This window comes from Aeromonas sp. Y311-2, from assembly GCF_027706025.1.
GTDB classification, from domain to species: domain Bacteria; phylum Pseudomonadota; class Gammaproteobacteria; order Enterobacterales; family Aeromonadaceae; genus Aeromonas; species Aeromonas veronii.
Window position 1 is genome coordinate 72824 of sequence record NZ_JAPDCL010000019.1, and the last position, 25320, is coordinate 98143.

The window sequence follows — 25320 nt, forward strand, 5'->3', positions numbered from 1 at the left end:
CAAGGCTCCCCCCAGTGATCAGATGGGCTTTTGCCACAGGGTCAGCAGCAGATCCTGTTCCAGTTCATTCGGGCCCTGTTGAGCGAAAGCGTGACGCTGCTCACCGGTTGCCCGCCAGCCAAGACGGCTGGTCTCCAGAATAAAGCTGCGCATGGCCTGATCCATGGTGAGGCTGAACTGGCAGCGTTGTTGAGTCACCGGATTCAGGCCGCCGAGGGTTGGCCAGCTGAGGGGGTGTTCCATGCTCACCGGATTGAGGCTGACCCGCAGTTGCCACTGATGGCGCGGGCCCGGCTGCAGATAGAGCAGATAGCCACCGGGGGCCAGCCAGCTGACAAGCTGCTCGGTCTTGACCTTGAGATCGTTGACCAGCAGCACCTGAGCAGAGCCCGGTTGCAACGGCGCGCGAGCGGGATCGGCAATGACAAACTGGCCGTCCGGCTGCGCTTTTTTGGCGGCAAAGATGGTGTTCTTGGCGATATCAACCCCAGCAAACTGCCAGCCGGGCAGGCGCTCTGCCAGCGCGCGGCAGTAATAGCCTTCACCGCACCCAAGATGGATCAGCTCTTGTGAGGCCAGCGGAGCGAGCAGGCCGGCCATGGCCTCAACCAGCGGCAATTGGTGGCCGGCCTCCAGGAAATGGTGCTTGGCGCGCATCAGGGCACGGCTGTCGCTGTCTTTGGGGTTTTTCTTGCCAGGGATGAGATCCAGATAACCTTCCGGTGCCGGATCGAAGTGATGCTTGTTGTCGCAATAGCGGCCCTGGGAGGCTTCATGAAGATGGAGCGGACTGCGGCAACGGGGACATTGAAGATGCATAGTAACTCTCTGGGCGAATGCCGGAACAGTGAAGGGCGTTCGGGATTATAGGGGAGAGGATCAAAAAAGGCTGCCGTAGCAGCCTTTTTTATCCCAAGGCCTCAGTCAGGCCTGCGGACGGGTCATCAGCGAGTGCCAAATACCACAATGGTCTTGCCGTGAGCAGAGATGAGCTCCTGCTCTTCCAGCATCTTCAGGATGCGGCCCACGGTTTCACGGGAGCAGCCGACGATCTGGCCGATCTCCTGACGGGTGATCTTGATCTGCATGCCATCCGGGTGGGTCATGGCATCCGGCTGTTTGGCCAGGTTGAGCAGGGTCTGGGCAATCCGGCCGGTCACATCCAGGAAGGCGAGGTTACCCACTTTCTGGCTGGTGTGTTGCAGGCGCTTGGCCATCTGGCCAGAGAGACGCATCAGAATGTCCGGGTTGACCTGGATCAGCTGGCGGAACTTCTTGTAGGAGATCTCTGCCACTTCGCAAGAGCCTTTCGCGCGAACCCAGGCGGAGCGCTCGGGATTCTCGTTCTCCTCGAACATCCCCATCTCGCCCAGGAAATCGCCCTGGTTCAGATAGGAGAGGATCATCTCTTTGCCCTCATCGTCCTTGATCAAGACGGCCACAGTGCCTTTGACGATGTAGTAGAGGGTCTCCGCTTTTTCACCCGCATGGATCAGGGTGCTCTTGGCGGGATACTTATGAATGTGGCAGTGCGACAAGAACCATTCCAGGGTGGGATCGCTTTGCGGTTTGCCAATGACCATGAGAATTCCTCTGTAGTGTCTTTTTATGGACTTGTGCGTCCGGGCAAGCTGCCAATCTTGCCATTCCTTGTATTGGTCGCAGTAGGATAAGAGCCTTTGCCTGTGCTGACAAGGCTTTGCGGGCTTTTGACAGAGCCCTTTGAGTAATGCCTGCTGCGCCGCTTCGGCCATTCTAGGGAAGATAGAGGTCGGAGATGTTGATTTTGATCTATTTCCATCCCAACTCCCCCTGTTCGGCAGAGATAAGCGACTGGGTTATGCTAGGGATCCATCATCATGATTAACAGGAGAGAGTGCGAGATGAAAGCCAAGGTCAGATGGGTGGAAGGGATGAAGTTTGTGGGTGAGAGTGAATCCGGTCACAAGGTGATCCTGGATGGTGCCAACCCCGGTGAGGGGGCCAGCCCGATGGAGATGATCCTGCTGGCGGTCGGTGGCTGCAGCTCCATTGATGTGGTTTCCATCCTCGAAAAAGCGCGCCAGTCGGTGACCGCATGCCATGTCGATGTCAGTGGCGAACGGGTCGATAGCGTGCCCCGGGTTTTCGAGAAGATTAATCTGCACTTCGTGGTGACAGGCAAGGGATTGGCAGAGAAACAGGTGGCCAGAGCGGTCGCTCTGTCGATGGAAAAATACTGTTCTGTTTCCCTGATGTTGGAAAAAGCGGTACAAATTACCCATAGTTATCAAATTGTTGAAGCTTGATAACGATAGTTTCGTTGGTACCCTGGCATAAGGCCGTTAAGTAAGGCCACTGCACAAGGCCATGACATAAAGCCATTACATAAGGAAAGTGCAATGAAAAAATTGATCGCTCTGCTTCCCCTTTTGGGCCTGGCGGCGTGCAGCAGCCCGCAACCTACCCAGTATCAATACAGCCAATACCAGTGTGGCGAAGAGATGCTGGCCGTTACCTATGATGCCCAGGCTGACATGGTGCAGTTCCCCTATGCCGGGGTTTATCACAAGCTGGCGCGCGTTGAGTCTGAATCTGGCGCCAAATATTCCGACAGCGTCACCACCTTCTGGAATCAGGACAAACAGGCTCTCCTCACCCAGAAAGGAGTCACGCTGCTGACCTGTACACTTAAATAGGTGACCACAGATAGCTGAAGGTGTGCGGCTTTGTGTCCGGGTCTGGCCTAGGCCGGATTGGGTCAAGAGGTTGAGACCACAAAAAACGGCTTGCCGGGAGGCAAGCCGTTTTTCTATCCATCCGTTATCACTAAGCAAACGCTAGTTGGTGGGGACGCGATTGAGCAGCTCAGCCGCGAGCTGTTGGCTGAGTGCCTGACGCTGGCTGTCTGCAATGCTCACATCGCTGGTCAGCTGGATGATGCTGCTCCAGACTGCTTTCTGGGTTTTGCGATCGAGCAGCACGATGGCCAGCGACCCTTTGCGCTGGTTGGCCGAGGCATATACCCCGGGTGTCATGCCAAGACGGGCGAAAATCTCGCCATCACTCATATCCTTGCCGCCCGCGACGCCGATGGCGACCCACAGATCCGCCTCGTCGAGCGGTGCACTCTGCCATCCCTTGCCATTGAGCTCCCGGCTTACCGCCTGCTGCATCGGCTCCAGCCACCCTTCCGCCAACTCACCGGCAAATTGATACTGTTCGGCCAGGGCGTAGCGCGGGGTTGCACCATAGGTCCAGTTGCCCATCGGGCGAACCAGCATGGTGCCGGACTCCAGCGTGGGGGCCGCCGGCCCGCTGCTGCAACCGCCAAGCAGGGCGAGCAGTGCCACAGAGAGATAAGCAAGCCGCATCGTGAACTCCTTTGAATCAGGTTATTTTGCCGGTTTCGATCAATTGCTGGATGAGCGGGCGCAGGATCAGCTCCATCGCAAAGCCCATCTTGCCACCCGGCACCACTATGGTGTTCATCCGCGACATGAATGAGCCATCGATCATCGACAGCAGGTAGGGGAAATCCACCTGCTTGATACCGCGAAACCGGATCACCAGCATACTCTCGTCCAGACTCGGGATCACCTTGGCGCTGAAGGGGTTGGAGGTATCCACCGTCGGCACCCGTTGGAAGTTGATATGGGTGCGCGAGAACTGCGGGGTGATGAAGTTGATGTAGTCATCCATGGAGCGAACGATGGAGTCGGTCACCGCCTCGCGGGAATGCCCTCGCTCCGAGGTATCGCGGATCAGCTTCTGGATCCACTCCAGGTTGACGATGGGCACCACGCCTATCAGAAAATCCACGTGGCGCGCTACATTGTGATCCTCGGTGACCACGCCGCCGTGAAGCCCTTCATAAAACAGCAGGTCGGTATTGCTGGGCAGATGCTGCCAGGGGGTAAAGGTGCCGGGCATCTGGTTGAAGGGCACCGCCTCGTCAAAGCTGTGCAGGTAGCGGCGATACTGGCCATTGCCATCCTGCCCATAGCCCTGAAAAAAGCTCTCCAGCAGCCCGAAGTCATTGGCCTCAGGGCCAAAATAGCTGATATGACGCCCCTGTTCGCGCGCCTTGCGGATCGCTACATCCATTTCCGGTCGGGTGTAGCGGTGAAAACTGTCACCTTCCACCACAGCCGCGGTATATCCCAGTTGATGGAACATGGAGCGAAAGGCGTTGGTGGAGGTGGAGGTGCCGGCACCGGACGAACCGGTAACAGCAATAATGGGGTGCTTGGCCGACATGGGATTCTCTCTTCCTTGGGAATTCCGTTATAAGGTCCGGATTGCGGTTGGGTCAAGACTGCTCGATGAAGCGGTCTTTCATCACGATATTCACCGATTCGTGCAGCTCGCTATAGACGATGACAGCTTTGCCTTGCTGTAATTGTTCTCTCACTGCATCGACTTTGACGCCAAGCGGTACATCCTGCTCTCCATATTCTGTTCCCTCCTGCAACACAAAGTGTTCGATCAGGTTGGTCAGGGTGTCGCCGTCCAGTTCTTGCCAGGGAATGATCATTTAAAGGTCTCACAGCAAAAGAGGTGATCGTCAGGCTATTGTTGTGTTGAATCCCGCGAATGCAATCACTTTTTACCTTTTCACCGGAGTCTGAGAGATGTTGTCTGAAGCGCAGCGCAGCGCGCCGTTAACCCTGACTGAGCATCTGGACAGCGCACGTCGAGAGGCGATTGCCCGAGGCATGGTGTGGTTCTGGTTGTTGAACTGGCTGGTGGTATTGTTTCTTTCGATACGCTACGAGGTTTACAGCCAGGTCGGGCTAGCCAGTGATGACAGCTTGCCCTGGCGCTTTCAGAGTGAGCTGGCCCTGGTCATGGTGGTGTTATTGCTGCTACCTGTTGTCAGCCTGTTTTGTGACCATCTGCAGGACCGCCTCTGGTTACGGATGGCTGCACTGGTGATGGTGCTATGGGGCGGACTCTGGACGCTGCACATCTACACGATTGGTCAGGTGGAGCTGCGGGGAGGGGTCAGCTATGCCAACGGGATCATGCGGCTCAACCTGCTGGCCGCGCTCATCGCGTTTTATCCCGATCGCAAGGTGTTGTATGGCTATCTCTTGGGCCCGATGACGGTGGGTGTGGGGTTGGAGCTCTTTTTGCGCGTCGATTTTCTCCAGATTTACCTGCTTGGCGTGTTGTTTGGCGTGATTGCGCTGGAGGTCGGCCGCCGCATGCTGCACCGCTGGTTTGAGTTGGCGATCATGCGGGAGCATGAAAATCTGATGCTGCTGCGCCAACTTGATCAGCTCGCCAAGCAAGATCCTCTGACCGGTGTTGCCAACCGGCGGCATTTCAATATCGAGTTGGATCGCGCGTTGGCCCATTGCCAGGAGAGCGGCGCTCCGCTATCGCTCATCCTGATCGATGTGGACTATTTCAAGCGCTTCAACGACCACTATGGCCATCAGGTGGGGGATATGTGTCTCAAGGAGGTGGCACAAGCGCTCAACCGTGCGGTACGCACGCCATCTGATCTGGTTGCCCGCTATGGCGGAGAAGAGTTTGTGCTGCTGCTGCCCAATACCGACCGTCAGGCGGCGGCCAGCGTGGCGCAGCGGCTGCAAGATGGCTTGGCCAGCCTGCAGCTGGAGCATCTGGCGTCCGATGTTGCCCCCTGGGTGACGGTGAGTCAGGGAATTGCCAGCAATGTCTCCGGTGAAGGGGCGAGCCAGTTGCTGGAGCGGGCCGATCAGGCGCTCTATCGGGCCAAGGAGTCGGGACGCAATCAGTTCTGTGTTGCAGAGTGACTCTGTTCGGCAATCCAGTGACTGATCCGCTCATCCAGCCAAAACCGTGGCCGCCAGGGCATGCCGTGCAGAAAGCCGACATGGCCGCCGCGCTGGCTCAGCTCATAGCGCACCGTGGGCGAGAGTTGCTCCGGCCGGGGAATGACCGCGTGTGACATAAAGGGATCGTCGGCGGCGTGCAGGATAAGGGTTGGGATGGGGATCTGAGTCAGCAGCGGTAGTCCCGAGCAGCTCTGGTAGTAGTGGGTGGCGCTGTGAAAGCCGTGCAGTGGCGCGGTGACCAGCTCGTCAAAATCGCGCAGGGTGGCAATCTGCTCCACTTGTCGAGGTTGCCAGCGTTCACTCGCTTTCTGCTGCTGGCTGATCTTGTTGAGCAGGTTGCGGCGCATGGTGCGTAGCAGATAGTTCTGATAGACCTTCGAGAAGCCCTGATTGACCCGCTCGGCGCAGCTCGCCAGTTGCAGCGGGGCCGAGACCACCACCGCCGCTTTCAATGCCGCAGGACAGGCCCGCGCCAGTAGATTGACCAGCATATTGCCACCCAGTGAAAAGCCGATGGCGATCAGCGGTTTGCCCGGAAAGCGCTGGCTCAGCTCGGCAATCAGCTCCTGCGCATCACCGATGGCGCCGGAGTGATAGGCCTGCAGGTGGCGATTGGGCTCGCCGCTGCAACCGCGAAAGTGCATCAGCACAGCCTCTCTGCCCTCTTGCTGCAGGTGGGCGAACAATCCCTTGGCGTAGTGGGAGTGAATGCTCCCCTCCAGCCCGTGAAATACCACTATCAGTGGCCGTTCATCAAGGCTGACTTCCCCGCTCCAGGCGAGGTCGACAAAGTCCCCATCCTGCAGTTCAAACCGCTCCGCCACAAAACGGGCAGGGGGGCGGCGCAGCCATTTGGGCAATATGGTCTGCAGATGAGGATTGCGTGCCCACCAGGGGGCGTGGAAGTGGCTCTCGGTCAGCATGGGGTCAGTCGGTCTGGGTCGAAGATAAGGAGGACGGGAGGCGTGTTCCTCCCGCCAGTCATTGGCTTATTTCAGCAGGCGATCGTGATGTTCGGCGCCGCGCAGCATGGCCTGGATCAGCTCATTGGCTTCGAACTTGGTCAGCGCCTCATGGGCTCCCACCTGATGGGCCCGCTCCACACTGATCTCGCTGGAGAGCGAGGTGTGCAGGATGATGTAGGCCCCCGCCAGTTTGCTGTCGCTCTGTACCTCGAAGGCCAGCTCGTAGCCATCAAGCCCCGGCATCTCGATATCGCTAACCAGAATGTCGATCGGGGTCTTCTGGCTTGCCCGCGTCTGCATCAGGGTCAGTGCATCCTTGCCATTGGTGCAGACCTCATAAGGGATATTGATGTAGTCCAGCGCGGCCATAAGCTGACGGCGAGCGACCGAGGAGTCATCGACCAGCAGGATCCGCATTGGCTTGATCCGCTCCCGCTGCACATCGGTCAGCACCGGATAGAGGTGGCTCGGATCGTCCGGATAGACCCGGGAGAGGATCAGCTCCACATCCAGCAGCTGGATCAGCTGGTCATTGACCCGGGTCACGCCGGTTACGAACACATTGTGACCGAGAGAGGCGGGGGGCGATTCGATATCGCGCCAGTTGCACTCGGTGATCTTGTCGATGCCTCGCACCAGAAAGCCCACCAGGGTGCGGCGGCAGTCGGTAATGATGATGAAGCAGTGGGGCATCTCCTCCTTGCTGATGGGGCGATAGCCCACCGCCATCGCCATGTCGATCACCGGAATGGTGGAGCCGCGCATATTGGCGGCCCCCAACACGGTCGGGTGCGAGTGGGGCATTGCCGTCAGCTGGGTGTAGGGCACTATCTCCTTCACCTTGAGGGTACCGATGGCAAAGGATTGTTTGGCTGAAAGGTGAAACAGCAACATGCCCTGGGATTGATTGGCTTTGCTCGTCATGGCAGATGTCCTGTTGGTCGAAACGTTGGCAGTCACTTCAGGCCTCTAGCATAAAGGATTACGGGGGGAATGGCCCTTCCTTGTTAACGACCATCTGGCAAAAAACTGGACTCATTCAGCCAATTTCGTTGGCGTATTCCATCGGCGTCCGGTTATTGAACGCCATCCTCGCCAACGCCCCATTGCTGGCAGGCCGCTTGCAACGCGGCCTCATCGGCATAACCCAGCTTGCTGGCCACCTGCGCGGGCTTGCTACCGCCCTTGAGCAATCTGAGCGCCTGCAGTAGCTGCCACTGTTGTTGCAATTCACTCCCTTCCACCGGCGCATCGGCTTGTTGTGCCCACAGTTGCAGAGACTCCGGTTGGCCATTGGCCAGCGCTTGCCAGCAGGCTTGCAGCTCACCGTGACCCTGCTGGCTGATGGCACACTGTTGCAGCTCATCCAGGATCACCTGCAGTCGCTGACCGTAGGCCCCTTGCCACTCTTTTGGACGTTGCCACAGAGCCAGCGAGTCGAGCAGGGCATCGAGCAGGGGCGTGGCCTGCAGCCAGCCTGCCTGCTGCGGCTGAACCACGCGCAAAGAGACATTCAGCTGATCGTACTCGCAACCGCGGAGGGGGCTGAAGGCTGCGAGGGCATCGGCGCAGAGCCAGAAGCTGCTGCCTGCCGGCAGCAACAGCTCATGTTGGCCCAGTCTCAGCAACGCGGCGCCACGGGTGATCCGCAACAGCTGCCCGACCGGAGTTCGTTTGCGGTTGCCGGCGTGCAGGCCCTGGCAGGAAAAATGGTGATACTCGATGGCGTGATGCATGTAAAAACCCTGATATGATGCTGCCTGGAGGTAACAAATATGGAAACCAGACGTAAAAAGCGCTTCATTGCCGGTGCAGTCTGCCCGGCGTGCGGCAAATTGGACAACATGATGCTGTATCTGGAGCATGGAGTCGAGAAGGTGACCTGCGTCGCCTGTGGCGATACCCAGGTACAAACGCCTGCCGAGGTCGACAAGCAGACTCGCGAGGCGGAAGAGGTGATCGGGGTGTTTCGCCCCTGATAAGGCAACAGCGGGTGGAATGCGGGTCTCCTCGCTGACGCTGTTGCCGTTTTTTTCGTCACGCGGTGGCGCCGCACGGCATATGCGCGGCCCGCTTTTTAGGGTATTCTGAGCCCGTTTTTTTCTATCCGCAGGATCCTGACATGAAAGTAGCTCCTCTGAGCGTGGTTACGCTGGAATACACAGTCACCGACGAGCACGGTGAAGTCATCGACAGCACTGTCGGCAAAGAGCCGCTGGTCTATCTGCACGGCACCCGTTACCTGGTCTCTGGCCTGGAAGCCGAGCTGGAAGGTCGCGCGGTAGGTGAAGCCTTCGAAGTGACTCTGGCACCGAGCCAGGCCTACGGCGAATATGACGAGACACTGGTACAAGAAGTACCAGGCGAGCTGTTCGACGGCATGGAAGTCTCCGAAGGGGATACTTTTGTGGCTGAAACCGACGATGGCCACCGTCCGGTGACCGTGGTTGAAGTGTCCGAAGAGTTCGTCAAGGTGGATGGCAACCATCCGCTGGCAGGCGTAACCCTGGGCTTCAAGGTCGAGATCAAGGACGTGCGCGCTGCCACTGCCGAAGAGCTGGCTCACGGCCACGTTCACGGTGCCGGTGGTTGCGGTCACGATCACGGTCATGACCACGATCACGGCGGCTGCTGTGGCGGTCATGGTCACGACCACGATGAGGATCACGACCACGGCGGTTGCTGCGGTGGTGCTGGCCACGGTCACGATCATGGCCACGACCACGGTGACGACCATGGTCACGGCGGCTGCTGCGGTGGCGGCGGTTGTGGTGGCAAGGGCCATCACCACTGATCACGACTATGCCGATGATAAGAAATCTGCCGTAGGAGTCATACCGAGCAATTAATGCTCATTAATTGCTCCTCCTTGGATGATGAAATCCGAAGCCGGTTGTTCTGGCTTCGGATTTTTTATGTCTGTCAAATAGGCTCGCGGCTTTTCCCAAGCTAACAGGGCAGCTTATTTTTGGTTAATGCTCAACATTATTCCCTCTCGGTTCCGCGATGGGGCTTTTGTGCGGAGCGCAAACGTCATCTGCAAACGAGTCATCAAATCGGTGTCATTATCAGTACAATATGACCAAGTTACTTCATGCCCCAACAGCTATAACGAGCCAGCGTCAGTCTCTATTTGGTCTCGTTGTGCCCCATAAAAAAATAGCCAGTCAGGCTTAACTGACTGGCTATTGCCTAGTGACTAATTGATAGGTGCGAAGCCTTACAGCTGCTCGATACCGACGATATGCCAGGGGGCATTGTTCTTGGCCAGATCGCGCTCGAGGTGCCACACCTCTTTGATGTCTTCTTCGAGCTGCTCCTGACGGTCCATGTAGCGGCCGCTGAAGCGCACGCTCACCTGAGCCCAGTCGCTGCCGTAGTCGGCGCGTACCAGCTGGGTATCGACGTACATCACTTCTGTGTGCTGGTCGCCAGTCAGTTCGGCGCGCTCGGCTTTGAGCTGCTCAAACAGCTCGGGGCTGACGTACTCGCGCACCTTTTCCAGATCGTTCTTGTTCCATGCCTCTTGCAGGGTGCGATAGTGATCACGGGCACCGGCCAGGAAGCTGTTCATGTCAAAGCCTGGCGGCAGGCGGAACGGCACGTCGCTGTCGGCAAAGCCGGTGGCTTGCGGTGCGCTGTTGCTCTGCTCAAATTGCTGCGGGGCCGCGGATTGCGGTGGCTGATAGCCCGCATAGGCCGCCTGTTGTGGCTGTGGCGTCGCGACCTTGCCCTTGCGCAGGGTACGGATCAGGAAGACGGCACCCAGCGCCAGCAGGGCGATCAGCAGGAAGTCCATTCCTTGCAGACCTTCAAAGGCACCGCTGCCCAGCAGGTAGGCAAACAGGCCGCCAGCCAGCAGGCCGCCCAGCAGGCCACCCATCATGCCGCTCTTTTTCGGCGGAGTCTGGGCATTCAGTGTCGGATTCTTGTTGTCGACCGGTTTGGCCGCAGGCTGGGCCGGCGCAGTTTTGTAACTTTTACCAAAGGATTTGCCGCCGCCAAATTTCTTGGCTTCGGCGTGAGGTGCCCCCAGGCCAATGGCCAGGATCACGGCAAACAGGGTCAGCATCTTTTTCATTTTGACTCTTTTCACTCTCGTCTGTGGGTGGGGCATGCTCCGCTTTGGCAAGCTCAGCAAGGCGCATGGCAGGCTGCCTATCCCTAATTGTGTCGCAGCTTGTATTCATCAATATCACCTCTGGCATGAATTATTCATGAACGAGGTTGCCGCGATGCGGCGTCAAACAAGAGGAGTAAACCGGATGAAAAGCAGAAGATTGAGTCGCAAGGAGCGCAAAATGCGAAGCAAAATCAAAATGGTCAAGATAGAGCAGACTCTGGTTTGGCCCTTTATGATGGTATGAGCCGCCAGATAGGGCTCGCCGTAGTTGGCTTTCTTTTGTAAAATTCCCGTCCCCTTCCCGCTGCGGTTTTTATGTGTATGGCAGAGCAAGTGACGGCGAAAAAAGACGCCAAGACACAACAGCTGAAAGTTCCTCCCCACTCTTTTGAGGCCGAACAGTCCGTACTGGGCGGCCTGATGCTGGATAACGATGCCTGGGATCGGGTTGCCGAACGGGTTATCGATCAGGATTTCTACAGCCGTCCGCACCGGTTGATCTTCCAGGCCATGACCCGCCTCTCCAACGCGGGCAACCCCATCGACCTCATCACCTTGCAGGAGGAGCTGGAACGCTCCGAACAGCTGGAAGAGGCGGGTGGCTTCGCCTATCTGGTGGAGATCGCCAAGAACACCCCGAGTGCCGCCAACATCAACGCCTACGCCGAAATCGTGCGCGAGCGAGCGGTGGTGCGGGAGATGATCTCGGTCGCCAACGAGATAGTCGAAGCAGGCTACGAGCCACAGGGCCGTACCTCCGGCGATCTGCTGGATCTTGCCGAGAGCAAGGTATTCAAGATTGCCGAGCAGCGCACCAGCGCCAACGAGGGGCCCCAGCCCCTGAAGCTGATCCTCGAGCAGACCGTCGACAAGATTGAAGAGCTGTTCAAGACCCCGCACAACGGGGTGACCGGGGTATCGAGTGGTTACAACGATCTCGACAAGATGACCGCCGGTTTGCAGCGTTCGGACTTGATCATCGTGGCGGCCCGTCCCTCCATGGGCAAGACCACCTTTGCCATGAACCTCTGTGAGCATGCGGCCCTCACCGCCGACAAGCCGGTGCTTATCTTCTCGCTGGAGATGCCCTCCGAGCAGATCATCATGCGTATGCTCGCCTCGGTCGGTCGCATCGACCAGACCAAGGTGCGTACCGGTCAGCTCGACGACGAGGATTGGGCACGCCTCTCCTCCACCATGGGATTGCTGCTGGAGAAGGGCAAGATGTATATCGATGACGCCTCCGGCCTCACCCCGACCGATGTGCGCTCCCGTGCCCGTCGGGTGGCGCGCGAGCACGGTGGCCTATCCATGATCATGGTGGACTACCTGCAGCTGATGCGGGTGCCGGCGCTCTCTGACAACCGTACCCTGGAGATCGGCGAGATCTCCCGCTCCCTCAAGGCCTTGGCGAAAGAGCTGCAGTGCCCTGTGGTGGCGCTCTCCCAGCTGAACCGAAGTCTGGAACAGCGGGCCGACAAGCGCCCGGTCAACTCGGATCTTCGTGAATCGGGCTCCATCGAGCAGGATGCGGATTTGATCATGTTTATCTATCGTGATGAGGTTTATCACGATGACAGCCCGGACAAGGGGATTGCCGAGATCATTATCGGCAAGCAGCGTAACGGCCCCATCGGCCGTGTGCGTCTCACCTTCCAGGGTCAGTTCTCCCGGTTCGACAACTACGCCGGTCCGGCGTTTGACGACGATTATTGATGTAAACCCAAGGTGATGGCGGTTTCGCCATTACCACGATTGCCCTGATCGATAGCCAGTCATTGGCTGCTGCTCAGGGCCTGTTTTCCCGGTTCGACAATTATGCCGGTCCGGCCTTCGACGACGATAAGTGAGTGGCGGTCTTCGGCCCGATGAGGGGGAGACCATTTGTGCCCTCGTAAGGGAAAACCATGAAAGCGGCTACTGCCCAAATCAACACTGCGGCCTTGCGCCACAACCTCGCCGTGGTCAAGCGCCACGCCCCCGCTTGCAAGATCATCGCTGTGGTCAAGGCCAACGCCTATGGCCACGGACTGCTGCCGGTCGCCCGCACCCTGGTGGATGCGGATGCCTATGCGGTGGCCCGGATCGAAGAGGCGCTGATGCTGCGCTCCTGCGCCGTGGTCAAACCCATAGTGCTGCTGGAGGGCTTCTTCTCCGCCGATGACCTGCCGGTGCTGGCGGCCAACAACCTGCAGACGGCGGTTCACACCTGGGAGCAGCTCGAAGCGCTGGAGCAGGTCGAGCTGCCAGCCCCCGTGGTGGCCTGGCTCAAGCTTGACACCGGCATGCACCGCCTCGGGGTGCGGGCCGACGAGATGCCCGCCTTTATCGAGCGCCTCGGCAAGTGCAAGAACGTGGTGCAGCCGTTCAACATCATGACCCACTTCAGCCGCTCCGATGAGCTGGAGCAGCCCACTACCCGCGAGCAGATCGACTTGTTCAGCAAGTTGACCGCACCGTTGGCGGGCGAGCGGGCCATGGCCAACTCGGCGGGCATTCTGGCCTGGCCGGACTCCCACTGTGACTGGGTGCGTCCCGGCGTCATCCTCTACGGCGTCTCCCCGTTTCCCAACACGGTGGCGGCCGATTATGACCTGCAGCCGGTGATGACCTTGAAAACCCAGCTGATTGCGGTGCGGGATCACAAGGCGGGCGAGCCGGTGGGCTACGGCGCCAACTGGGTGTCAGAGCGCGATACCCGGCTCGGGGTGATCGCCATCGGCTACGGTGACGGTTATCCGCGCATGGCGCCCAATGGCACTTCCGTGCTGATCAACGGCCGCATCGTGCCGCTGGTGGGGCGTGTCTCCATGGATATGAGCACGGTCGATCTTGGGCCCGGCGCGACCGACAAGCCCGGCGACGAAGCGGTGCTGTGGGGCGAGGGGTTGCCGGTGGAGCGGGTAGCCGACGAGATTGGCACCATCCCCTACGAGCTCATCACCAAACTCACCTCCCGCGTCTTTATGGAGTACGTCTGATGTGGCAGCAGTGCCTACTGACGTTGAAGCCCCGTTCGCGGGGCTTTCATCTGGTGACGGACGAGCTTGTGGCCAAGCTGCCGATGCTGGCCGATTACCGGATCGGCATGGCCCACCTGCTGCTGCAACACACCTCCGCCTCGCTCACCCTCAACGAGAATTGCGACCCCAGCGTGCGCAGCGATATGGAGGCTCATCTGCACCGGCTGGCGCCGGAGGATGCCCCCTACTATCGCCACACCTATGAGGGGGCGGATGACATGCCCGCCCATATCAAATCCTCCCTGCTCGGGGTGAGCCTGCAACTGCCGATCCGTGATGGTCAGTTGGCGCTCGGCACCTGGCAGGGGATCTGGCTTACACCCGAATAATTGGTTTGACACTCTACACCTGACATACAAAACTTTTGACATCACAGGGATGTTTATAGGTGTAGAACCGTGGCGATACGAGAGAAATTCAATTATCAACCCATGAAGCTAGATCTGAGTGGGGTGAATGAATTTGGGTTACCGTGGGTCGTTGATGAAGAACAACGTGTTATCCATAAATGCCCGCAGATTTTTCGCCAGGATGGAGAGCCATGGTTAGAGGCAAATGCCTACGCTATCCAACGGCTGGAGACTGGGCGCAATATTGAGACGGTTAACGCATTCATGAATCACTTGCGTGACTATGCTGAGTTTCTCGAATGTGAAGGTCTGGATTGGCGCTATTTCCCACAAAAGAGAAAGCTACGATGCCTAGTCCGCTACCGTGGCAATCTCATTGAGAGACGTGACAAAGGTCGCCTTTCACCTAGTACCGCCTCTGCTCGTATTAGTGCTGTACTGGCGTTCTATCGATGGGCAAGGGCTGAAAGGCTGCTAGAGCAACAACCTTTGTGGGAAGATCAACACAAGGTTATTCGAAGTCATTCTTTGGTCGGTTTGCCACGAACTCTCACTGTGACCTCCAGCGATCTCACGATCTCAAACCGTAAACGACCAGGTTCTGTTGTTGAAGATGGGATAATGCCCTTAAATCAGACCTCTCGCCGCACATTACTTGCGTTTCTTGAGGCAAAGGGTATGACCGAGCTTTATTTGATGTTCTCGCTCGGCTTTTTCACGGGGGCTCGAATTGAGACCATTCGCTCACTGCGCCTTTCTACACTCGAATCGGCACATGGCGATCCATCAATTTCCCATTTGCAACGTATACCTATTGGCCCACCGACGCTGGTTAAGACGAAGTTTGGCGTCAGTGGTGAACTGCTTGTCCCTTTACCCCTTCTGCATCTGCTACAGAATTACGCAACGAGTACTAGGCGTATTTTACGTCAGGCAAAAGCGTCTCAAGAGAACAAAACGTTGCTGTTTTTGACGACTCGAGGGAAGAAATACGAGGAGGCATCGTTTACACGCCTTATGTCCGAACTCAGGAAAAAACTTGTGAAAGAGGGTCTGGGTGAGTTTGAGCGGTTAAAGTTCCACCAGAGCCGAGCCTCCTTCGGGACGGAGCTCATGCGTTTATGTATGTCAACAGTGAGTCACACTGATGATGCGATCGCTTTTGTCAGAGATGCTATGTTCCATAAGAGTGAAACTACTACATGGAAGTACATCCGGTTTGTGCAAAATGAACCAATCAAAGAAAAGTTGTCAGACGAGTTTTTTGACTTCTTTTCTGGCCGTGCTGCCCATTCCACTATGCTGATTGACGAAGTGATCAATGAATAATCTCCCTGATTTGAGAGTGCGGCATGACAACGTAGGGAGCAAAGCTCGTTTCGATCTACGACGCTTTCTGTATATCCGTCCGTATGCCAGTAACGGTAAGGCGCTGGATCCTCGGTGGTTTTTCCGCCGCATAGAACAGAGTGGTACGCATCCAGAAAAGCTGCACCGGTTGGCGTTGGTACTTGAAATCAAAGAGTTCTTTGAGATGAGGTTGGTTTCTGGCTGGTCATTGGCAACGGTGGAAGGTGATTTGGCGGGCTTGCAGCTGTTTTTTGACTTCTGCGACCATAATGGATGTGATGTAACGCTCGATAACCTTGTTGAGGCATATTTAGAATACTGTGAGTATCTGTTCTTGCGGTGTAACGCAACACCACCCGAACTGAAAAAAACGACAGCATTCAAGTATTCATCCACCCTTTCTACCATTTTTGGTGAGATCCTTGGCATTCCGGCAAGTATAGCTTTGGTTAAGCGCACCCGATTGGTGTGTCCACCATCTTCCAAAAAGGCGGTAGGTAGAGTAGCTGATAAGCAAAACCTCGAAGATACGTGCAATATGGGGCGCTTTCTGATAGCGCTTGCGAAAGGGATCTCGGTAAATTCGGTACTGGGGCCACTTCCTTTAAGGATCCCGTTTCAGAACCCATTGGGTGAGTATATCGAGGTCGTTATCAATCTCAACAAAACGCGAGTGGTTCATGATGCTGCGTTGTACGCTCCCCGCGAGAACCTAACGGCTTCACAACGGCGTTCCGTCGAGCAAATTAAGAAATCGCGCGCACCTGTTGAGCACATATCAGGCACAAAGCGTAGTTACCTCGTCACACTCAGGGTGACAGCTGAGTTTCTCATCTTCATCGCGCAAACAGGTATGAACGTTACAACAGCCCAAGCGTTAACTCGTTCAGAATTTCGTTACAAACCGGCAGGCGACCAATGGCAAGTTAGGGCATTTAAGCGGAGGCGGGGGGGCGAAGTGATGTTTAGTATATATAAGTCTTACAAGCCACACCTTCAAGAATACCTCAGGTTCATCGATCACTTTTTCCCTAGCTCTGACCTACTATTTCCTTCTTGTGATAGGGGGGGGAACCCTTCATCTGATAGCAGAGTTTTATACCTGTCTCTGCGTAAGTTGCTCTTGAAAAATGGCATCCCTTGGATTCCGCCGATTATGCTAAGGCACACTCGCGCCAACTGGTTTTTACGGCGGTCGGGAGGGGATTTAACGTTAACGGCTGAAATGCTACAGCATGTTAAGGAGACTTTAAGGGATAAGTATGAGCTTCCCAGCCAGCAACGCGCAACTGCCGAAATTACGCGCTTTTGGCATCGCCACGATCAAATTGACACGGGATTCTTGAAGAGCTCGTTGATAGCAGGACATTGTTCTGGAGAGCCGACGTTAATCGAGAACAGGCCAGGAGGGGTTGTGGCACCAAATTGCATCAACCAGTCGGGATGTCTGTGGTGCAAAAGTTTGAGAGACATTGATTCTTTCGATTACATTTGGTCGCTAGCTTCGTTTAGGCACCTTAAAACACTGGAAGCAGCAGGCGTTATAAGGAATGAGACTTTCCCAGCTGATAAGGTGATTGATCGGCTGAACGCCAAGATAGCTTGGTTCGAGCAAGAGAGTGAAGAACGTGCTCAGTGGGTGAATGAGGCGCAGATACGGGTGGCAGAAGGTTACTATCACCCTGATTGGGCCAGTGTATTGGACTTTTTGGAGTCGTAGAGGGTGGATTTCATTCTACAATTCATGGAGCCAACGACGCTGGTGACGAAAGAGTCTGCGTCTTATCGTCCGCCTTCATTTCCTCCACCAGAAGATTGGCCGGTATCGATTGATAGACAAGGTAATCCGCTTTCATTTTATGGTGACGACTATTGGGATTTCTCGGCATTTGGGTATTATGGTTTCCATTTTGGCAAGCATGGTCTGTCGAGGCGTAATCTAGAGCTTATCAAGCAGGCTACGTTATTTGTCATGTACCACCCAGGTATTTTCCCAGGACGGATAAAGAGCTGTCGTAGTTATGTAGACATGCTGGTAAAAATTGGGTTAGTTTGTGATTGTCACGGTATTTCCATTAGTGATCTACACAAGTTTCCAGCTGTATTTCCTGCAGTTGTAGACTCACTTCAGTCGGCTAGAATATTGGATCGTATTTCGCAGCTTCACAAACTTCAGCTGTATGAACATGAGCTGGGATTCTGCATTGCCAGCAATGCCTTTTTGAAACTGCTTGCCAGAGACGTTCAAGGTCATGAAACGGTACAGCATCCTTATATTCCTCCTCGGCTTTGGAGTTATCAAGTAGAGCGTCTGAATGAGCTCCTTAGTGATTTTGAATCTCATCAAAATGCGATAGAGGATGCTTTCAGATGGATGCACCAAGCGTATGTGCATAATCTAAATGTGGTGCCCGCCAAGTACCAATCTCCTTTCTCAGAGCGGCACTTACACCAGAGCATTCGAGTGGTTTATGACGGTACTTTTGACGATTTTTTGGCTGAACGCAATTTGCTGGATGTATTCAGGAAATGGCTTACGCCAGAGAAAAAATCTGTCCATGACTTCAGCTACAGTACTCACGCCTTTTCAAAATATCTCTCATTCGTCCGTGATGCAGCTATTTTATTCATTCTGAATTTCAGTTTACAGCGCAAGCAGGAAGCTGCGTCACTCCGGAGTGATTGTTTCCATGTTGAGCATGACCCCTCTCTGGGCGACGTGTATTTCTTACTCGGAGAAACAACGAAAACTGATGAAGATTCTGATGCCCGATGGGTTGTGCCATATGCGGTAAAAAAAGCCGTTGATATCTGCGTATCGATAGCTAAGTTACGCTTATTAGCTTTACGTGAAGATGTCGAGCTATCGCATGAGGACAGAGCTAACCCATATTTACTGTTTCCCTCGACAGAGCTGTGGTCTTCTAATTCCAGTAAAGTGTCTTGCATGCTGGCACGTCATGGTGGGTTAGTGAGCAAGCAGACACTAGATTATGACAATGTGATGCGCCGGGGACTCAAGCTGTTTGATGAAAGCATACAGATTGTCACGGAAGATGATGCGCGTATTGCTCTGTCGTTGACACCAAACCTCCATGAACGTGAGTGGTTTGGTGTCGGTAAGCCTTGGCGCTTTGCTATGCATCAACTGAGACGTACTCTAGCGGTTAATATGTTCGCCTCACAATCGGTTTCGGTGAGTACTATTCAACATCAGATGAAACACTTGTCGCGGAACATGACGCTGTATTATGGCAGGCATTACTCTCGGTTGCGTCTGAACTCTGTGGCACAGGCGGCAATCGTGCTGGAGGCATACAGCAGTGTTTATGAGCGTTTGGTGGATGTGATTGAGAACGACACCGATAACGTCAGGCCACACGGCAGGATGATGGGAGTCGAGATGGTCATTAATCTTGTTGATGCAGGTGAAGAGAAGAAGTTAATGAAGCTAATTCGGGATGGCCAGGTTGGAGCGCGTAGAACTCTCTTGGGTTTTTGTATGAAACCTGGAGCGTGTGAATACGGTGGTATCGAGTCTGTTTCGAAGTGTGCCGGGGGTGGGGGTGGGGGAATCTGTGGTGATGCGATTTTCTTGCGCAAGAATAAAGAGCAGCTATTGAAGCTACGTAAATCGCATCAGGAAGCTCTGGAGCGACTGGGGAATGACAGTATGAGAGTTGGGGCACTTAAGCAAGAAATTCATGCCATAGAGGTGTATCTGGATGTCATCGAGCGGGAAGGAAGTAAAGCGGGCTGTTGAGCTTTTTGAGGCCGCGTTTGATCGCCTGAGGCAAGGGCGCCCAGTAAACCTACCAACTGGCACACCGGTGAGTCTCTCTAATGTAGCTAGAGAGGCAGGCAAGAGCCCTTCTGCGCTGAGGATAGAGCGTTACCCCGTACTGCTCGAACGCATCAAGGGCTATATGGCATCAGCCAGAGAGAAAAAAACATCAAGCGAGTCCTCTTTAGGTAAGAGCCGCAACCGTACGTTAAAGCAACGGCTTGTAGACTGCCAAAGACAGCGAGATCATCTTCTGTCAATTTGCCATTCTCAACAGACATTGATTGAGGAGTTAAAAGACGAAGTAAGCCGCCTTTCAGTGGATAAGGAGGTTAAGTTCAGGAGGGAACTGTAGTTGGTTTGTAGGATTAGTGTTAGCTAGATTAACGTGCTACCTGTTATAGCGTGTATTAATTGAAATACCTGCTACAGCGTGTAAAGTTGGATGGTGTCAATAATTGGATGGTTCGAGTTATGAAAGTCACCAGCGCTAAGCAACTTAGTGCCTATGTCAAAGATGCTAGGCTTTTGCAAAAGCAGTCTCAGGGCAAGGTAGCCGACAAGGTAGGAATCAGGCAAGACACAGTTTCCAGTTTCGAGCTCTGCCCTGGGTCAACCAAGCTGGATACATTGTTCAAAATCCTCGCCTCACTGGAACTATGCCTCGATATCAAACCCCGTACGGATCCACCAGATAGTCCTTCGTCAGGCTGGAACAGAGAATGGTAATGGCCACTCTAACGGCCTATAGGAATGGATACAGCCCGGTTGTTATCCTATATCGCTGTCTATACCGTTATGGTTGCTGCGTTATCAAACCGAGTCAGCACTGCTCTTACTTCGATGGATTGGTCAGTGTTGTATAGGTGTTACAATTTTTGATTCACAGCGGCTCACTGCTAGAACCCAGTGTTGCAGTCTCAACTAATCGTGTGAAGTGACATCAATCCCAAAAGTTAACTTAATAACTGGTCAGTGCTCTTCGTTTATAGCAATATTTAGTTTACACGGACAGCTTTATGCTAAAGCGAATATGGAAAAGATATACTGCATATCAATAAATAGTAAGAAGGGAAAAACGCTAGGTTTTATATTTGTTTAAAGTTGATGTTTATTGATTTTCGCGAGTGGGATTTTATAAATTGAGGGGACAATGACAGTCAAAAGCGTATCTGACTTTATAGAGAAAATCCTCGGGAGAACTACGTCTGAGCGTACTCTAGTTTCGTATCGAGGTCATGGGAGCGTTGATTATCAACTTCGACCCTCAATATTTAGAGGGGCATCAATCAAGAAAAATGAACATATTCTACTTCGTGAATTGATCGCAGCGCATCCCGAAGATTTCACTGGCGATACAAGTGCTCTCGAAATATTAGTGCGAATGCAACACTACTCCCTCCCAACGAGGCTGCTTGATGTTTCATTGAACCCTCTGGTTGCTCTTTATTTTGCTTGTGAAAGTGTGAAAAAGCGAACCTCAACCATTAGAAATGGGCGGCGAGTAACCAAGACGGTTGAAATGGACGGTCATGTAATAGTTCTCAGTGTCTCCAAGCGCCGAGTAAAGTATTTCGACAGTGACACTGTCAGTTGTGTCACAAACCTAGCTCGACTTTCTGATGCATATAAATCTAGGCTAGACCCAAAGCTTGACCAAAAGGCATTTAATGAAACTACTCCGACAAAAAGATTGCTCCATTTTATTCGCCAAGAGAAGAATGGTTTCTTACCTGAGATAAACCCAAGAGATCTTAATACTATATTTTTAGTAAAGCCCAAGCAAAATAATAAGCGTATTATAGCTCAGGCGGGCGCATTTTTTGCCTTTGGTCTTGATGAAGAAATAATTGAGGGTAGTGACGCGGGTATAAAAATTGAACGTATCAATATCTCTGGAGATGCAAAAGAAAATATACGTTTAGAGTTGGACAAACTTGGTGTCAATGAGAAAACAATGTTCCCTGATATTGAAAGAGCCGCTCGATATCTTACGGGGAATCTACCTAAAGATTCAGCTTCAAGATTTATATGAGAAAAATGTTGAGTCCATACTATTATATGAATATATGTCGTTCTCAATAAAATAATGGTCCGAGTTCACTCTTATTTTATATTGAAGTACGGAACATAGACCGCCTTCACGCAAGGCGGTCTATTTTTTTACTTTTCATCAAGTAATTTTCTATCGTCATCCAATTTTATAACAATGTTATCTTTCATTGTTTCAGGGTACTTATTTTTACCTGTAGATAATATTACTTGATAGTCTAAATTGTTAGGGTTTTCAAGCATATCCAAGCAGGCGATCATCCTATTCAAATTTATGTTGTCAATACCAATATTTTCCGGAGTGTCAATTAATAACAACCGAGGAAAAGGAATTTCATCCAAAAGTGAAAGCTGAAGCAGAGTTACATAGTATAGAAATCTTTTGTGAACTGCTGCGCTAGCCTCTTTATAATCGCCATTATTGATTAGAGGCATGTAGTCATCACTATTAATTTCTGCGACTCTACAGTCAATTAATGATGCCTTCATAAAGCGATTGTAATATGTATTAAATCTCTCGACCTTTTCTATAAGCTCAGCTTCTGATGAGGCCTCCAATCTTTCGACATCATTCTTGGCATATTCCATTTCTTTTTTCGCAGAGTCTTTCACTCCTTGATAAGCTTGGAGGTTTTTTTCAAGTAACAGAGCTTGCTTCAGACTACTAATTTTCTCTTTTTTTATAAGTAGAAGATCTTCTAAATCATCGATCTCATCGAGATCTGTTATATATTCTATTTCACTTAGCGCAGTTGAAAGCTCATTCTTTGTTTTTATATTTTCTATATTTAATTTTTCAAAATCACTCTCAAGCTCTTTGAGTTCATTACGGGTTGTTTTTAGCGCTATTTCCATTGTTTCAAGTGATTTAACTTTGCTTTTGAGTAAAGTGTAATATTCACTAGGGTCATAGAAAAATCTTCTATAGTCATTTTCATCAATGTCATGACCGCAAACGCATTTGTCGCTTGGTCTATCAACATTCTTCAGGCAATATGGACATGTATCAGGTGTAAACATTTCCAATTGTCTATGGGTATGAATTATTTTTTGAAGCCGAAATGCATCTTCCTTCGTTTGCCGAATAACACGACTAAGAGAGTCAATATCCTTAAGCTTAAGATCAATTTTTTTCTGTAAGTCAATAATGTTTAACTCAGTTCTGCCATATGCTTCCTTTAATTTCCGTGTGTGAGCAATTCCCGCATTTTCACTTATTTTAGATGTTAATTTCTTTGTCCGATATGCGATTAAGTTTTCAACGGTTGACTCTAGCTCTTCAATTTCTTTAGCTAGATGGTAATCATTAATAACCTCTTTAAAACCAAGCTGTTTGTACATATCTGAAACAATATTTCTATATTCTGAAAGTATTGCATTTGCTTTATCGTGCTCAGACTGCTTACGTTTTAGAATCCCATAAGCCTCATATAACTTTACTAAAGTTTTCCCCATTAATACTTCAAAAATAGCTTTCCTAAGAAAAACCGAATCACTAACATAGTTCTGATTATCCGCAGGCTTATATATGCCGTTAACATCCGAGCCTTGGTTATGGTATATGAGGCGTAATAGGTCATTAAAACCTATCTTGAAATTTTTACCTGCATGGAAAATTTCAATGCTAGGAATGTTAAGTTTTTCTAGAATCCAGTCAGAAAAGATATAGTCTTCAGATTTGTTTCTATTGATGGCTAAACATAAAAAATCGACAAGTTCTTTTTCTTTGTTTAAAAAAGGAACGTCAGAGAGAATTGTTATAAGATTTTCACCAATTTTCCTTATTAATTTTAATTTGGTATTGTTTAAGAAAATCTCTAGTTCGACAAAATTTGATTTGTCATTTACTATTTCTTTATGTTTTTCTTTTTCTGTGCTATTAAAATGAGGTACTTTACCACCGAGACCATAATAAATGAGATCGAAAAAAGTGGATTTTCCACAACCATTAGGAGCCTCAATTATATTGATCTTAAAGCGATCTAGTTCGGGGGAGCTGAAATTGTAACTTTTTCCCTCATAGTGCATTTTATGTATTTTTAGCTGGCCCATAGATTCAATCCGTACTTAATGAAGACCTTTCCAATCAAACCATCAAGCCCAAGTGAGTTTATAGATTTGAAATAAGATTTTAATATGGCTGAGTTATTTAACTCTTTTTCAAATATATTGGTGTCAAAAAAAGAGGTTAACCACATTTTATCCATGACTTGAATGTTATAACAATCAACTTTATCTGTATCAATAACAGAAATCACGCCATTTTTCTCAAGACTTCTAACTATTTTATATACTTCTCTTTGGTGTAGGGATGCTTTCACATAAATATCAAATAAAAACTCTTTATCGAAAGGCTTTAAATTTTCTTCATTGTGATTTTCTATTAATATTTTTACTGCGGTTGAACTGGATATAATTTGCATCAGGTATGTTAGCTTTCTATGATCTTTGAATATTAATTTTTTATTAGAAAATTCTTTGAGGCAAATGATAATCAAATAGGTTAAGAAATAGAAGTCTTCACCAGACACGAAACTTATTCTCTTTAGCTTATCATTGTTCTTGTTTATATTCATGTTATATATCTTCATCGAATGCCAAATAGCAATCATCAACTAATGTTAAGATTATACCACGGATCGTTAGTTTGTCATCAATGCTCATTCGATACGTCTTTTTTAATTGTTGTATGTTTTCGTAACATAAATCGACCATCTGGTCTAAATGATGCATTAAATCATTTGTAGTATACTCTAATTGTGAAAGATTACTTTCAATATAATCACTACACCATTCATAAAAATTGCATCTTAATGCTATATACTCTTGTCCGAATAACTCTTCATTGGTTCTTGCTTTTGTGGCTGTAAAGCTTAAACGTTGAACTTTTTTTACTTTGATGTCATTGCAAACAACCGTTATTTTTTCCTCTAGATTTCGTTGATCACTAATATCTAGTGTTTCGAATACCTTCCATGCTGGATCAATAGGTTTTATTTCACTCTGATTTGAAGCAGCTTGTAGGAATATTACTTGAACCATTTCACGACTAACAAATCTGCCAAATTTTCGTTCGTCTTGTTGGTTTCGATCAAACAAACTTTCCAGGGCGCCAAGGATTATACTCTCGAGGCCATAATGTCGATGATCATAGAATTGACAGTCTTTAATACATCTTAAAACTTCATCATCATATGAATCATTATCAGAATCAGTTATAATAAAATCAATGGAAGATAAAAATGAGTAGAAGGTGTCTTTGTCCCATTGAGATATTATTTTATAATTTCCAGCGTAAGAAGTTATTATTCTTTTTTCTCTGTCAGCATAAACAGCGTATTGAGTTTTATATTCTTCTACAAATAGGTGTCTGGCAATTTCAATTTCATTTGATGTTAAGGTTTCTTTTTTTACTAATTTTTTTAATATATTTAGCTTAGTGGTTTTTGTTTGGCTTAACGGAAAATTAGGTGCAACGAAACGCAGTGTTTGATTGTCTATTCTCTCATCTGAAAGTTGTGCATGACAAAATATTGAAAAATCAAGAGTCTTAGAATCATTAAGGTGACTTATGTATTGATCAGAAAAAGCTACAATTGTATTTTTTATTGCTTCTGAATTGAAACTTAATCCGCTTGAATAATTTTTATTTTCTTCTATTTCAATAGTTGCAAGACCATTGTTAACGGTTAAGGTTGCAGAGTCTTCAATGAATTCAGTTGCACAGTAACAGGTCTTCTTTCCTAACTTCTTGATGAGATTTAAAAGTCGATGAACCGCTCTGACTCGCAGGGCGAGAGCGTGAACATATTGTTAAATTGACTTCAATTCAGCCAGCCCTGAATCCAATACCTTTTCCAGATATG

At 51.0% G+C, this 25320-nt stretch carries 24 protein-coding genes; 12 read left to right on the plus strand and 12 right to left on the minus strand.

Annotated elements, in window-relative coordinates; translation table 11 throughout:
- Positions 1-18: 18 nt before the first annotated feature.
- Positions 19-819, minus strand: coding sequence for a putative RNA methyltransferase (locus OKC42_RS16720; protein WP_270820283.1), 801 nt, complete (start codon positions 817-819; stop codon positions 19-21).
- Between the two features lie 125 nt (positions 820-944).
- Entirely contained in the window at positions 945-1583 is a 639-nt protein-coding gene (gene crp / locus OKC42_RS16725; RefSeq protein ID WP_005335304.1) for a cAMP-activated global transcriptional regulator CRP, read from the minus strand.
- Positions 1584-1883: 300 nt separating this feature from the next.
- Between crp and OKC42_RS16730 the strand changes: the two genes are divergently transcribed.
- Both OKC42_RS16730 and OKC42_RS16735 read left to right on the plus strand, forming a co-directional pair.
- Positions 1884-2288, plus strand: coding sequence for an OsmC family protein (locus OKC42_RS16730; protein ID WP_270820302.1), 405 nt, complete (start codon positions 1884-1886; stop codon positions 2286-2288).
- A 93-nt stretch (positions 2289-2381) separates the two neighbouring features.
- On the plus strand, positions 2382-2678 hold the full coding sequence (locus tag OKC42_RS16735; RefSeq protein ID WP_040067985.1) for an MliC family protein: 297 nt from the start codon (positions 2382-2384) through the stop codon (positions 2676-2678).
- A gap of 141 nt (positions 2679-2819) precedes the next feature.
- Here OKC42_RS16735 and OKC42_RS16740 read toward each other — a convergent pair whose 3' ends face one another.
- Genes OKC42_RS16740 through OKC42_RS16750 form a run of 3 tightly spaced genes read right to left on the minus strand, consistent with a single transcriptional unit; the run spans position 2820 to position 4516 of the window.
- Entirely contained in the window at positions 2820-3353 is a 534-nt protein-coding gene (locus OKC42_RS16740) for a DUF4136 domain-containing protein (protein ID WP_005335300.1), read from the minus strand.
- A 16-nt stretch (positions 3354-3369) separates the two neighbouring features.
- The gene (locus OKC42_RS16745) at positions 3370-4239 is read right to left on the minus strand and encodes a phosphoribulokinase (RefSeq protein WP_005335299.1); all 870 of its coding nucleotides are present in this window, start codon (positions 4237-4239) and stop codon (positions 3370-3372) included.
- A gap of 52 nt (positions 4240-4291) precedes the next feature.
- Positions 4292-4516 (minus strand): YheU family protein, encoded by a 225-nt coding sequence (locus OKC42_RS16750; protein ID WP_005335298.1) that lies wholly within the window; start codon positions 4514-4516, stop codon positions 4292-4294.
- A 97-nt stretch (positions 4517-4613) separates the two neighbouring features.
- Here OKC42_RS16750 and OKC42_RS16755 point away from each other — a divergent pair, with 97 nt between their 5' ends.
- Positions 4614-5765: a GGDEF domain-containing protein gene (locus OKC42_RS16755; protein WP_270820285.1), complete on the plus strand. Its 1152-nt coding sequence runs from the start codon at positions 4614-4616 to the stop codon at positions 5763-5765.
- On the opposite strand, the gene OKC42_RS16760 is transcribed toward OKC42_RS16755, so the two are convergent.
- From OKC42_RS16760 to OKC42_RS16770, 3 genes are all read right to left on the minus strand, one after another.
- Positions 5744-6730 carry a hydrolase gene (locus OKC42_RS16760; protein WP_270820286.1) on the minus strand — a complete coding sequence of 329 codons (987 nt, stop codon included), beginning with the start codon at positions 6728-6730 and terminating at the stop codon, positions 5744-5746. The two genes, OKC42_RS16755 and OKC42_RS16760, sit on opposite strands and share 22 nt — an antisense overlap.
- 66 nt (positions 6731-6796) lie before the next feature.
- A complete protein-coding gene (locus OKC42_RS16765; protein ID WP_005335289.1) occupies positions 6797-7696 on the minus strand; it encodes a chemotaxis protein in 900 nt (299 codons plus the stop codon).
- A gap of 152 nt (positions 7697-7848) precedes the next feature.
- A complete protein-coding gene (locus OKC42_RS16770; RefSeq protein ID WP_270820288.1) occupies positions 7849-8508 on the minus strand; it encodes a hypothetical protein in 660 nt (219 codons plus the stop codon).
- A gap of 39 nt (positions 8509-8547) precedes the next feature.
- Between OKC42_RS16770 and OKC42_RS16775 the strand changes: the two genes are divergently transcribed.
- Complete coding sequence (locus tag OKC42_RS16775) at positions 8548-8751, plus strand: YheV family putative zinc ribbon protein (protein WP_005335287.1); 204 nt, start codon at positions 8548-8550, stop codon at positions 8749-8751.
- A gap of 143 nt (positions 8752-8894) precedes the next feature.
- Complete coding sequence (gene slyD, locus OKC42_RS16780) at positions 8895-9566, plus strand: peptidylprolyl isomerase (protein WP_270820289.1); 672 nt, start codon at positions 8895-8897, stop codon at positions 9564-9566.
- Between the two features lie 426 nt (positions 9567-9992).
- On the opposite strand, the gene OKC42_RS16785 is transcribed toward slyD, so the two are convergent.
- Positions 9993-10853 carry a Tim44 domain-containing protein gene (locus OKC42_RS16785; RefSeq protein ID WP_236303093.1) on the minus strand — a complete coding sequence of 287 codons (861 nt, stop codon included), beginning with the start codon at positions 10851-10853 and terminating at the stop codon, positions 9993-9995.
- A 363-nt stretch (positions 10854-11216) separates the two neighbouring features.
- Between OKC42_RS16785 and dnaB the strand changes: the two genes are divergently transcribed.
- The 7 genes from dnaB to OKC42_RS16820 all read left to right on the plus strand — a co-directional run bounded on the left by dnaB (position 11217) and on the right by OKC42_RS16820 (position 21437).
- Positions 11217-12611, plus strand: coding sequence for a replicative DNA helicase (gene dnaB, locus OKC42_RS16790; protein WP_026035132.1), 1395 nt, complete (start codon positions 11217-11219; stop codon positions 12609-12611).
- 191 nt (positions 12612-12802) lie between these two features.
- Entirely contained in the window at positions 12803-13876 is a 1074-nt protein-coding gene (gene alr / locus OKC42_RS16795; protein ID WP_203118731.1) for an alanine racemase, read from the plus strand.
- A complete protein-coding gene (locus OKC42_RS16800; protein WP_270820291.1) occupies positions 13876-14247 on the plus strand; it encodes a secondary thiamine-phosphate synthase enzyme YjbQ in 372 nt (123 codons plus the stop codon). The genes alr and OKC42_RS16800 overlap by 1 nt, the downstream gene beginning before the upstream one ends.
- Before the next feature lie 69 nt (positions 14248-14316).
- A complete protein-coding gene (locus OKC42_RS16805; RefSeq protein ID WP_270820292.1) occupies positions 14317-15597 on the plus strand; it encodes a tyrosine-type recombinase/integrase in 1281 nt (426 codons plus the stop codon).
- Positions 15590-17338, plus strand: a complete 1749-nt coding sequence (locus OKC42_RS16810) for a hypothetical protein (protein ID WP_270820293.1) — start codon at positions 15590-15592, stop codon at positions 17336-17338. Before OKC42_RS16805 ends, OKC42_RS16810 begins: the two co-directional genes overlap by 8 nt.
- A 3-nt stretch (positions 17339-17341) precedes the next feature.
- Entirely contained in the window at positions 17342-19381 is a 2040-nt protein-coding gene (locus OKC42_RS16815; protein ID WP_157162465.1) for a hypothetical protein, read from the plus strand.
- 1174 nt (positions 19382-20555) lie between these two features.
- Positions 20556-21437, plus strand: a complete 882-nt coding sequence (locus tag OKC42_RS16820) for an FRG domain-containing protein (RefSeq protein WP_157162466.1) — start codon at positions 20556-20558, stop codon at positions 21435-21437.
- A gap of 128 nt (positions 21438-21565) precedes the next feature.
- Here OKC42_RS16820 and OKC42_RS16825 read toward each other — a convergent pair whose 3' ends face one another.
- Genes OKC42_RS16825 through OKC42_RS16835 form a run of 3 tightly spaced genes read right to left on the minus strand, consistent with a single transcriptional unit; the run spans position 21566 to position 24553 of the window.
- Positions 21566-23506 carry an AAA family ATPase gene (locus tag OKC42_RS16825; protein ID WP_157162467.1) on the minus strand — a complete coding sequence of 647 codons (1941 nt, stop codon included), beginning with the start codon at positions 23504-23506 and terminating at the stop codon, positions 21566-21568.
- On the minus strand, positions 23494-23985 hold the full coding sequence (locus OKC42_RS16830) for a hypothetical protein (protein ID WP_157162468.1): 492 nt from the start codon (positions 23983-23985) through the stop codon (positions 23494-23496). Before OKC42_RS16830 ends, OKC42_RS16825 begins: the two co-directional genes overlap by 13 nt.
- 46 nt (positions 23986-24031) lie before the next feature.
- Positions 24032-24553, minus strand: a complete 522-nt coding sequence (locus tag OKC42_RS16835) for a hypothetical protein (protein ID WP_270820295.1) — start codon at positions 24551-24553, stop codon at positions 24032-24034.
- Between the last annotated feature and the right edge of the window lie 767 nt (positions 24554-25320).